This is a genomic window from Lacticaseibacillus suilingensis (genome assembly GCF_016861845.1).
GTDB classification, from domain to species: Bacteria; Bacillota; Bacilli; order Lactobacillales; family Lactobacillaceae; genus Lacticaseibacillus; species Lacticaseibacillus suilingensis.
The window spans coordinates 1-9,515 of record NZ_BOLV01000036.1; the positions used below are offsets into that span (position 1 = coordinate 1).

At 50.7% G+C, this 9,515-nt stretch carries 6 protein-coding genes and 23 tRNA genes; all 29 read right to left on the bottom strand.

What is annotated here, in order from left to right; translation table 11 throughout:
* Positions 1-236: 236 nt before the first annotated feature.
* Positions 237-689 (bottom strand): Fur family transcriptional regulator, encoded by a 453-nt coding sequence (locus JUF11_RS12540; protein WP_204119879.1) that lies wholly within the window; start codon positions 687-689, stop codon positions 237-239.
* A 149-nt stretch (positions 690-838) separates the two neighbouring features.
* Complete coding sequence (locus tag JUF11_RS12545; protein ID WP_204119880.1) at positions 839-2,995, bottom strand: LTA synthase family protein; 2,157 nt, start codon at positions 2,993-2,995, stop codon at positions 839-841.
* Between the two features lie 176 nt (positions 2,996-3,171).
* A complete protein-coding gene (locus tag JUF11_RS12550; protein WP_125583002.1) occupies positions 3,172-3,414 on the bottom strand; it encodes a YkuJ family protein in 243 nt (80 codons plus the stop codon).
* 62 nt (positions 3,415-3,476) lie between these two features.
* Entirely contained in the window at positions 3,477-4,523 is a 1,047-nt protein-coding gene (locus JUF11_RS12555; RefSeq protein ID WP_204119881.1) for a lysylphosphatidylglycerol synthase transmembrane domain-containing protein, read from the bottom strand.
* Positions 4,510-5,553 (bottom strand): glycosyltransferase family 4 protein, encoded by a 1,044-nt coding sequence (locus JUF11_RS12560; RefSeq protein WP_204119882.1) that lies wholly within the window; start codon positions 5,551-5,553, stop codon positions 4,510-4,512. Before JUF11_RS12560 ends, JUF11_RS12555 begins: the two co-directional genes overlap by 14 nt.
* A 2-nt stretch (positions 5,554-5,555) precedes the next feature.
* Positions 5,556-6,749, bottom strand: coding sequence for a glycosyltransferase family 4 protein (locus JUF11_RS12565; RefSeq protein WP_204119883.1), 1,194 nt, complete (start codon positions 6,747-6,749; stop codon positions 5,556-5,558).
* Positions 6,750-7,424: 675 nt separating this feature from the next.
* Positions 7,425-7,508: transfer RNA gene (locus tag JUF11_RS12570), tRNA-Leu, on the bottom strand.
* A gap of 40 nt (positions 7,509-7,548) precedes the next feature.
* Positions 7,549-7,620, bottom strand: a tRNA-Cys gene (locus JUF11_RS12575).
* Positions 7,621-7,640: 20 nt separating this feature from the next.
* Positions 7,641-7,712: transfer RNA gene (locus JUF11_RS12580), tRNA-Gln, on the bottom strand.
* 6 nt (positions 7,713-7,718) lie between these two features.
* A tRNA-His gene (locus tag JUF11_RS12585) sits at positions 7,719-7,791 on the bottom strand.
* Between the two features lie 14 nt (positions 7,792-7,805).
* Positions 7,806-7,876, bottom strand: a tRNA-Trp gene (locus JUF11_RS12590).
* Positions 7,877-7,881: 5 nt separating this feature from the next.
* Positions 7,882-7,962, bottom strand: a tRNA-Tyr gene (locus JUF11_RS12595).
* A gap of 6 nt (positions 7,963-7,968) precedes the next feature.
* A tRNA-Phe gene (locus JUF11_RS12600) sits at positions 7,969-8,041 on the bottom strand.
* A gap of 5 nt (positions 8,042-8,046) precedes the next feature.
* Positions 8,047-8,120, bottom strand: a tRNA-Asp gene (locus JUF11_RS12605).
* 18 nt (positions 8,121-8,138) lie between these two features.
* Positions 8,139-8,212 (bottom strand) — tRNA-Met (locus JUF11_RS12610).
* 11 nt (positions 8,213-8,223) lie between these two features.
* Positions 8,224-8,311 (bottom strand) — tRNA-Ser (locus tag JUF11_RS12615).
* Between the two features lie 16 nt (positions 8,312-8,327).
* A tRNA-Glu gene (locus JUF11_RS12620) sits at positions 8,328-8,399 on the bottom strand.
* A gap of 7 nt (positions 8,400-8,406) precedes the next feature.
* Positions 8,407-8,494: transfer RNA gene (locus JUF11_RS12625), tRNA-Ser, on the bottom strand.
* A gap of 40 nt (positions 8,495-8,534) precedes the next feature.
* A tRNA-Ile gene (locus tag JUF11_RS12630) sits at positions 8,535-8,608 on the bottom strand.
* A 13-nt stretch (positions 8,609-8,621) separates the two neighbouring features.
* A tRNA-Gly gene (locus tag JUF11_RS12635) sits at positions 8,622-8,692 on the bottom strand.
* 12 nt (positions 8,693-8,704) lie between these two features.
* Positions 8,705-8,777 (bottom strand) — tRNA-Phe (locus tag JUF11_RS12640).
* 5 nt (positions 8,778-8,782) lie between these two features.
* Positions 8,783-8,856 (bottom strand) — tRNA-Asp (locus tag JUF11_RS12645).
* 2 nt (positions 8,857-8,858) lie between these two features.
* Positions 8,859-8,932: transfer RNA gene (locus JUF11_RS12650), tRNA-Met, on the bottom strand.
* 46 nt (positions 8,933-8,978) lie between these two features.
* A tRNA-Ile gene (locus JUF11_RS12655) sits at positions 8,979-9,052 on the bottom strand.
* A gap of 7 nt (positions 9,053-9,059) precedes the next feature.
* Positions 9,060-9,133, bottom strand: a tRNA-Met gene (locus JUF11_RS12660).
* Between the two features lie 27 nt (positions 9,134-9,160).
* Positions 9,161-9,234, bottom strand: a tRNA-Pro gene (locus JUF11_RS12665).
* Between the two features lie 4 nt (positions 9,235-9,238).
* A tRNA-Arg gene (locus JUF11_RS12670) sits at positions 9,239-9,312 on the bottom strand.
* 30 nt (positions 9,313-9,342) lie between these two features.
* A tRNA-Gly gene (locus JUF11_RS12675) sits at positions 9,343-9,414 on the bottom strand.
* Positions 9,415-9,442: 28 nt separating this feature from the next.
* Positions 9,443-9,515 (bottom strand) — tRNA-Val (locus JUF11_RS12680).

The following is a 9,515-nucleotide window of genomic DNA, read 5'->3' on the forward strand; positions in this document are numbered from 1 at the left end:
TATCTTATGGCTTTTTGCTTGTCAAATTAAAATGTCATGAAATGAATAATTATTCGTCTTCCAAGCATTTGCCGGCGAAGCGATATGCGCTTGCCGTTTTGACAACAACAAGTATCTTACCAGCTCTAGCCTGCAATCGTCAACCAAAAATCGCATAAATCTCAGGTAAATAAAAAATCCGAACAAGGAATAATTATGAACCATCCCCGTTCGGATTTCGATTGACTGGCCAGCCGTTATTTGCTTGCCGGCACCTTTCCCAACTTGATTTGACAGTCAGGGCATAAACCATAGACCTCAAGGTGATGACCATCCACCAAAAAGCCAGTTTTTTTAGCAGCCACTGCTTCGACATCCGTCAACTGATCATAGCTGAAATCGACAATTTTGCCGCAATTGCGACAAATCACATGGTAATGCGGCTCTAACGCGAAATCAAAATGCGTCGCGGGGTCGCCCACATTCATTTCTTCGATCAGGTGCAGATCGGCCAACAACTTGAGGTTGTTATATACCGTCGCGACACTCATATGAGGAAACTCTGGCGACAAGGCGGCAAAAATCATTTCCGCTGTCGGGTGCGCTTCGCTGGCAATCAAATACTTAATGATCGCGTCGCGCTGTGGCGTCACCCGAATTTTGTTTGCTCGCAAGCGAGCGATAGTTTGATGATAGACCGTTTCTTGCATTTTTCATCGCCTACATTAGAATAGTTCTTCCTAAGCTTAGAATACGCTAAACCGCAACTACTTGCAAATAGGAAGTGAACACTTGGGCCAAAAAAAGAATCTGGCGGTATGCTTACCCCAGATTCTACGCGAATCAATTTTCAGCGATCTTAATTATTACTACTGGAACTAGAAGCAGCGCTGCTACTCGATGAATTGCTCGTGCTACTGCTCTCACTGCTACTGGAGCTACTATCTGCATTCGTCTGTAGCTCTGGCGCGTCAGTCACATAAAGATCAAGCAACGACTTGCCATTATTCTTAGCCTGCAAGCTGGTGCCGCTCTTTTGCGCCGCTTTCAGTTGCTCCTGGGCCTTCTTCAGATTGTAGCTGTAGTCCGACTTATCCACTTTCTTAAACCCAGCCGGGGTGTAGAACCGTAGCAAGTCACCATTGATAACCCGATCCGATAGAGACAGTTCTGTTGTCACCCGGTTAGTGGCGGTATTGATCACCTGCTTTTGCGCCTTGGTCAGGTTCTCCAGCCGCTCCCCAGAGGTGGTATTAAAGTACTCACTGCCCACCTTGGTGATGGTCGGCGTGACCCAATCGCCATTACGGAAGGCCACCGTCTGGTCGTGCTCCGGTGACAGCAGGTCATTGCCCATCATGACGTAATTGGACGTATCAATGCCGAGCAAGTGGAGCAACGTCGGCAACACGTCGATTTCCCCACCATAAGTGTGGTCAATGCCGCCTTTGAGCCCATCCATGTGAATCATGAATGGCACGCGCTGATACATGGCGTTGTTGTAATCATTGAAGCCTTCAATGCCGGTCAGTTTGGCCATGGCCTTCTTATGGTTATCCGAAATCCCATAGTGGTCACCATAGAAGACCACCATCGATGTTTTATCGAGGCCAGTCTTTTGCAGCCAGCTCATGAACTCACCGATGGATTGATCCAGGTACTTGGCCGTTTGGACATAGCCATCCACCGTCTTGTCACCAGTATCGGTTTTGCTGATGGTTTGGTTCTTCTTATCCAAGGTGTATGGGAAGTGGTTCGTGACGGTGATGAGCTTCATGTAAAACGGCTGCGGCAGCTGCTGGGCATATTCCGCTGAATCCTTCATGAAAATCTTGTCTTTAATCCCATAACCAACATCGTAGTCTTTAACTTTCGGGAAATAGCTCTTCGAGAAGAAGTAATCGTAGCCCCAAGACTTGTACGTGTTATCACGATTCCAGTAACTTGGCACATCCCCATGCGCAACCGCCGTGGTGTAGCCGCCTTGCTGAGCCAAAATCGCTGGTGCTGCTTGGAAAGTGTTCGAGGTGCCGTCGATTTGCATCGCGGAGCCTTCTTGCAAGCCAAACAGCGAGGTTTCCAGCATCATTTCAGCATCGGAAGTCTTCCCTTGACCAACCTGGTTAAAGAAGTTATCGAAACTGAGGGTATTATTTTCATGGTAAATCTTATTGAGGTTCGGCGTCACTTCTTGGCCGTCCCACTTAAAGTCGATCATGAACTGCTGCAAAGACTCCAAGTGAATCACAAAAACGTTCTTGCCTTTGGCGGTGCCATAGTAGTTCACATTCTTAGCCACTTGATGATTTTTGACGTAAGCCAAAACAGAATCAAGATCACTGGCCTTCGCGTTGGCCTTTTCCGCCGAGGTCTGGGCAGTTTTGACCCCATCCACCACGGTATAGGCATTCAGGCCTAAGTATTTCACGATGTAATTGTTATCGAACATCCGGGTCAACAAACCCGAGCGATCGGAGTACGCCATGGACAAGTTCGCGCCGAACATGAACACGGCTAGCACCGTCACGCCCAAGGCAAACCGCTTTTTGATCGGCTTGATGCTGACTTTGATGACCCGGGTGGCCAGCAAAATCACCAAGATGATTACATCCAGGAACACCAGCCAGTCGCTTGGCTGCATAATCCCCGCGACCCCGGTCCCCAAGTTATTGGCGATGGTGCCGGAATTGCGAATCAAAGCAAAGGTCATGAAATCCGAAAATTCGCGATAGTAAAGGACATTAGCAAACAGCCAAATTGACGTCAACAGATCCACAATCAACATCAACACATAGGACTTGCGCCCGCTCACGTACAAAGCCAGTCCGAACAGCAGAATCGTGGTCGGTAGCGGGTTGAGCGCTAGCAGCAGTTGCTGCATCCCGCCCTTGACGCCCAGGTTGAATTTGGTGTTATACGCCCAATAGGTTTTCGCCCAAAACAGCGCCACGGCGAGCAGGAAAAATCCTAGCCGGGAATTGAAAAACCCCTGAATTTTACTGCCGATTTGCTTCATACTAATCCTCCAACTACTAATTACACATATTAACGTCATCTAAACACAATCGTAAGTCTACACAAACGGCTTAGAAAAGACAATTTTAAGCCCCGGTTTTGACCGGGGTTTAAGCACATCTTAAAGGTAATAAAAAAGACCACACCCTCAAGGTGTAGCCTCGGCGCAAAACCCGATTAGTCTTCTGAATCGTCGAGCAGATCGTAAATCTCCATTGCGGCCAGGTCGATGTCATCAAATTCAAATTGCTGATGGCTGACAACTTCTTCCAAAGTGTAAGTCTCAGTCTTCGGGTCAAAGGTGACTTCACCTTTTTCGACGCCGTCTTTTTCAAAGCGGCGGGATTGAACTTCGTCATCTGCGCCTTCTTGCATGGCTTCCAAGCGTTTGATAATCGCAACTAACTGTGAGCTTTTCATGAAGCGGCCCCTTTCTTGTTCTGTGATAGCGTACCATAGAATCCGCGTGTGTGACGATGAAATTACGCGGATGGCTCATTTTTTTCCGGCGGCAAGGTTTGCGCCATGCGCCCAGGCGTGACGCCAAGGGCCAAACCACCCATCAGCATCCCCAGGTAATAAGTCAAAAACCGCCACAGCAGCATCGTCAGCACCAGCTGCGATGCTACCGGCACGTAAGCGGCAAATAGCGTTTTAAAGCTATATTCCGCCCCGCCGGTCCCACCAGGAATGGGAAACAGCGACACAATCATCACAATCATCACATGCAAAATCATGACTTCGATCAGACTCAGATGGGCCAAACCGAAGCTGCGCAGGACGAAATACGGCACCGAATAATACAGCAGCAACTGGACAAAGGTGAGTAGTGCCGCTTTGTAGACTTTGCCCCGGTTTTGCTTGAGATGCAGGCTTTCGGCGTAAAAGCTATCGATTTTTTGATCCATGGTTTGCTGCCACTGCTGCTGGCGCGCCGGTTTAACGAACACGCCGGCGAGCTTGATCAGCAGTGCCACCATTTTCTTGGTGAACTTGTACTGATACATCACCAGCAGCAAGCCAACGATCACTGCGATATGAATGACGAAAGCAAACACAATCAACAGCGCCAGCGGCCCAAAGCGCGTGGCCAGTTGGTGAAAACCAAACACCAAGGTGATGACAAAATTCAGCAGCACCATGAACTGATACACGACGAACTTCATCAACAGTACCGAACTGGCCCGGCCAGCTTCAACCCCGGCTTGCATCAGCGCCACCAGCTGCGCGGGTTGACCACCTGAGGCAAAAGGCGTGATGTTGTTAAAGAGCTGCTCGACCAGCGGCACGCGAAACGCCGCTTTGAAACTCAGGCGCTCGCCTTCATGCTCAACAAACATCCGCACGACAAAGCTTTCCACCACCCAAGAGCCAATCATCACCGCCAGCGACGCCGCTAGCCACCATAAGTTCAGTGACATGAGGGTATGCCACACCACCTGCAGGTTCAGATTACGCATTTCAAACGCAAAAATCCCCAGCCCCAGTAGTACCATCACCGCTGCTGCAATTTTATTAGTGCGACTCATGCTGCGCCTCACCTAAAGCGGCTTGCTTAAGGTAAAAGCGATGCCACACGCGGGCCAGCCGCGCCTCCGAATATTCTGCCGCCGCCTGCTGGGCCTTTTCGGTGTACGTTTGCCGCAAGTTGGCGTCAGCTTGCAGCTGGCGCAACTTGGTATTCATCGCGTCGCCGTCTTTGGCCATCACCGCATATGGTTCGATAATCTGATCATATAGCGCCAAATCGCGCACCATCACCGGCGTTTCCGTTGAGAAGGCTTCCAGCACTGACATTGGAAATAGCTCTTCGAAAGAAGGCAGTAAAAAGACATCCGCGATATTGTAGTAATCCACCATTTCTTCCCGCGGCACAATGCCAGTGAAAGTCAGGTTGGCCGGGGCATTTTCCACTTCGCCTTTGAGGTGATCATAGCCATTGGTAATCATGCCGAACGAAAAACCACCCGCCCAAATGAAGGTCATCTTCGGATTGCGTTTGGCCAACCGGATAAAATCATCCACGCCTTTGCGATCTTGCACCTGGCCGGCGCCGAACACCACGAACCGGTCCTGCGGCACCCCATGCTTTTGCCGCAGCATCTGTTTTTCCTCAGCCGTGGCCGGATAGAAGGTTTCCCGCGAGACAAAGTTAGGAATGTAAGTCACCTTGCGCGGATCGATGCCATACGCCGCCAGCTTAGGGATAAAGTTCGGGTTCACCACCACCAAACTATCCATCCGCTTGTAATAGGCCACGGTGTAATGGTCCAAGGTCCATCGGGCCACGCCCGGCAGGCGCAGACTCTGATCCAACGTATCTGGCAGAAAGTGGACAAAACCAATTTTGCGGCCGCGGCGCTTGCTGAAGGTGGACGCATAGAACTTCGGATCAATCGTATGATAATGGCTAATTTGACTCGCAGAATAATCGTTGATCTTAACGTTGAATTCCGTCGGGAAGTACTTCTTCAGTAAGGCGACCAGTTCGGTATACACCGCGCCGACCCCTTGCCCTGCGACTTTATCCGCAGAGGAAAACATGTGAATGTCGAGCATAACTATCCTTTCAAGGTCGAATCGTCAAGCGCCTCATCGCGCAGCGTTTGCTCATCTTGGAAGCGGCGAGTGGCATCTTGGTACACTTTCAGCACACGATCGCCAAACAAATCCGCAGAAATGGCGCGCAGCTTCACTTCACGCGGCGCCGGATCATCGAAAGCCTGCGGATGCTTGAGATAATTGACCACTTGATGCACCAGCTCTGATTGAACGGTAAAGGTCGTGCCAATCGCCGGGTCGTCCAACAGCGAGTTGGTATATTCCCCGGCAAAGGCTACCACTTTGCGGCCCGCCGCCAGCGCCTCGATATACGTTAAGCCTTGCGACTCCGAATCGCTGGCCGAAACAAAAATATCGGCGGCGCGGTAGTAATCCGGCACTTCGCTGTGGTCCACTTCGCCGATGAAGCGGACATGATCTTGCATCTGCAGCTCGCGGGTCTGTTTTTCCAAATCTTCCCGCGCCGGGCCATCGCCAACCACCAGCAGCACCACTTCTGGGCAAGCCTCCACAATGGCCGGCATGGCATCAATCACCTTGTCGATGCGTTTTTCATAAGCCACGCGCGACAGTGACAGTAACACTGGCACATCAGCGAGGCCCAATTGCTCGCGCAACTTTGGATTTTTAGCCGCTTTGAACTGGGTCAAGTCGACGCCGGTCGGAATGACCGAAATCGGCTGTTTCACCCCATAGCGCTGTAAACTCTCTTCCGCGCGATCCGAAGGCGTAATCACCGCGGTGACATGGTACAAATACGCCCGCATAAACTGCTTCACATGATAAGGCCGCAATAAGTGGCCATTCATGATGTAGTGCAGGTAACTTTCATACATCGTGTGATAAGTATGGACGGTTGGCACTTTGAGCTGCCGGGCCACGAATTTACCGATATACCCCATCGAAAACTCGGTTTGGGTATGAACAATATCCAAATTCAGCTCCTTAGCCACATGGTATGCATGAAACATACCACGCACTGCCACGCGCCGATCAGTGAACGACACGAATGGCACGCTGGTAAAGCGAAACACATTGGGCTCCACCGCGTCATCCGGCACATGCGGATCCGTCGTGGTGAAGATATAAACGGAATTGCCTTTCCGCTCTAAATCATCTTTGAGCGTTTTGATCGAGGTCGCGACGCCACTGACCTGCGGAAAATAGGTATCCGTAAAAATGCCAATATTCATCTAACTGCCTCCAAACGCTAGCTCTTGGTTTCCAGTATACGACAACGCGGCCCCATTTCAATTTTCACGCTATCAATATTCCTATTTTAACAGAAACCTTACTGAAACCGCTCGACCTAAAGACTGAAATTTACATAACAGAACTGTCACCTCAGTTTTGGCCAAAAAAAGAACGGTCACTTGGACCGCCCCCACATCAGTTCACTTCAGCCATTTACCAGTCTCCTGGCCATACCGCTGCATCAGCACACTGGCGCGACCATTCATCGCCCAGCCGGTGATGGCCAGCAGAATCAGTCCAATCCCCCATCTGATCATCATGGCATCGCCTTCTCGTGGATTATGCCGTTATTGCCTTACCCATTGCGCGCCGCCACCTGCCACAGTGTTGCGGTGTCGTTATTATCAGTAGCGGCTAGGTATTCCGCAAGTTTCCTGCCTCGCTACTACTACAGACTAAGCATAAGCAACCTGCGTAAAGATTGATTGACCAAGGCGTAAAAAGTTCGCGGCGATTGTGTAAAGATTGATGAGTTTCGGCATGGCAGTAATACCGATATGGGAATACAAGTTCGACCCCGATCGCCGGTATCGCATTCGGTTAAATTGTTGATTAAGCCCTGCCGTGTGTGAAGAATTTTAGGAACCAAAAAAGACCCTTATTCAGGGTCGATATACCGGCGATCGGGGTCGAACCGATACTCCATTGCTGGAACCAGATTTTGAGTCTGGCGCGTCTGCCAATTCCGCCACGCCGGCATAAAGGATATTCAATTATCTCTTGGCAACTATCCAAGAAAGGCGGTGATCGGATTTGAACCGACGCATATAGGTTTTGCAGACCTTTGCCTTACCACTTGGCTACACCGCCAGGAGTGCTTTTTACAGCAATTGGGGTAGCTGGATTCGAACCAGCGCATGACGGAGTCAAAGTCCGTTGCCTTACCACTTGGCTATACCCCAGTAAAGGGCGGTATGTGGGAATCGAACCCACGTATGCTGGATCCACAAACCAGTGTGTTAACCACTTCACCAATACCGCCATACCATTAAAAGCAGGGATAGTAGGAATTGAACCCACACTGACGGTTTTGGAGACCGTAGTTCTACCTTTAAACTATATCCCTATAAATGGAGGATCTAGGATTCGAACCTAGGAACCCGAAGGAACGGATTTACAGTCCGTCGCGTTTAGCCTCTTCGCTAATCCTCCATAAAATGGCGCGGGACGGAATCGAACCGCCGACACATGGAGCTTCAATCCATTGCTCTACCAACTGAGCTACCGAGCCATTAACGGTTCCAACGAGACTCGAACTCGTGATCTCCTGCGTGACAGGCAGGCGTCCTAACCAACTAGACCATGGAACCAACAATATTCAATTGTAATTGCGGGAGCTGGATTTGAACCAACGACCTCCGGGTTATGAGCCCGACGAGCTACCAGACTGCTCTATCCCGCGATAATGTGAAAAGGAGAATGAGGGATTCGAACCCTCGCGTGGTTTGACCCACCTAACGGTTTTCAAGACCGTCCCCTTCAGCCACTTGGGTAATTCTCCATAGCCTTATCGCTACTGACCCGTACGGGATTTGAACCCATGTTACCGCCGTGAAAGGGCGGTGTCTTAACCACTTGACCAACGGGCCATACATACGGAGAAGGAGGGATTTGAACCCTCGCGCCAGTTTCCCGACCTACACCCTTAGCAGGGGCGCCTCTTCAGCCACTTGAGTACTTCTCCATATTAAATGTTCAATTGTTGCAGCAAGCTTTTGCCGCAATGGGCCTAAATGGACTTGAACCATCGACCTCACGCTTATCAGGCGTGCGCTCTAACCAGCTGAGCTATAGGCCCAAATTATCGATCCAGCGGGTGACGAGAATCGAACTCGCGACAACAGCTTGGAAGGCTGTGGTTTTACCACTAAACTACACCCGCATGCCGTCACAATGGCGCGGGACAGAATCGAACTGCCGACACATGGAGCTTCAATCCATTGCTCTACCAACTGAGCTACCGAGCCGACACCGGTTCCAACGAGACTCGAACTCGTGATCTCCTGCGTGACAGGCAGGCGTCCTAACCAACTAGACCATGGAACCAATTGCGGGAGCTGGATTTGAACCAACGACCTCCGGGTTATGAGCCCGACGAGCTACCAGACTGCTCTATCCCGCGATAACGGTATGTTTATTAAATTAATGGGCCCGAGGCAAATGCCCCATGGACCTTGTAGGACTCGAACCTACGACCGAACGGTTATGAGCCGTCTGCTCTAACCAACTGAGCTAAAGGTCCAGGTCGATCGCGGCGGGGGGGATCGAACCCTCGACCTCCCGGGTATGAACCGGACGCTCTAGCCAGCTGAGCTACACCGCGAAATAAATCGTAGGCATCACTGCCCAATCGGGAAAACAGGATTCGAACCTGCGACCCCCTGGTCCCAAACCAGGTGCTCTACCAAGCTGAGCTATTTCCCGATAATGCACCCAGTAGGAGTCGAACCTACAACCTTCTGATTCGTAGTCAGACACTCTATCCAATTGCGCTATGGGTGCATATTTAGATGTTGTTGCATCGCTGCAACAAGCGGAAGACGGGATTCGAACCCGCGACCTCCACCATGGCAAGGTGGCGTTCTACCACTGAACTACTTCCGCATAGAACTGGATGAACCTCTCGGTTCAATGGAGGATACAGGGCTCGAACCTGTGACCCTCTGCTTGTAAGGCAGACGCTCTCCCAACTGAGCTAATCCTCC

What these genes read in the sequence shown, in the direction of transcription:
- JUF11_RS12540 (WP_204119879.1), bottom strand. Translation starts at nt 689, where the DNA reads ATGCAAGAAACGGTCTATCATCAAACTATCGCTCGCTTGCGAGCAAAC.
- JUF11_RS12545 (WP_204119880.1), bottom strand. Translation starts at nt 2,995, where the DNA reads ATGAAGCAAATCGGCAGTAAAATTCAGGGGTTTTTCAATTCCCGGCTA.
- JUF11_RS12550 (WP_125583002.1), bottom strand. Translation starts at nt 3,414, where the DNA reads ATGAAAAGCTCACAGTTAGTTGCGATTATCAAACGCTTGGAAGCCATG.
- JUF11_RS12555 (WP_204119881.1), bottom strand. Translation starts at nt 4,523, where the DNA reads ATGAGTCGCACTAATAAAATTGCAGCAGCGGTGATGGTACTACTGGGG.
- JUF11_RS12560 (WP_204119882.1), bottom strand. Translation starts at nt 5,553, where the DNA reads ATGCTCGACATTCACATGTTTTCCTCTGCGGATAAAGTCGCAGGGCAA.
- JUF11_RS12565 (WP_204119883.1), bottom strand. Translation starts at nt 6,749, where the DNA reads ATGAATATTGGCATTTTTACGGATACCTATTTTCCGCAGGTCAGTGGC.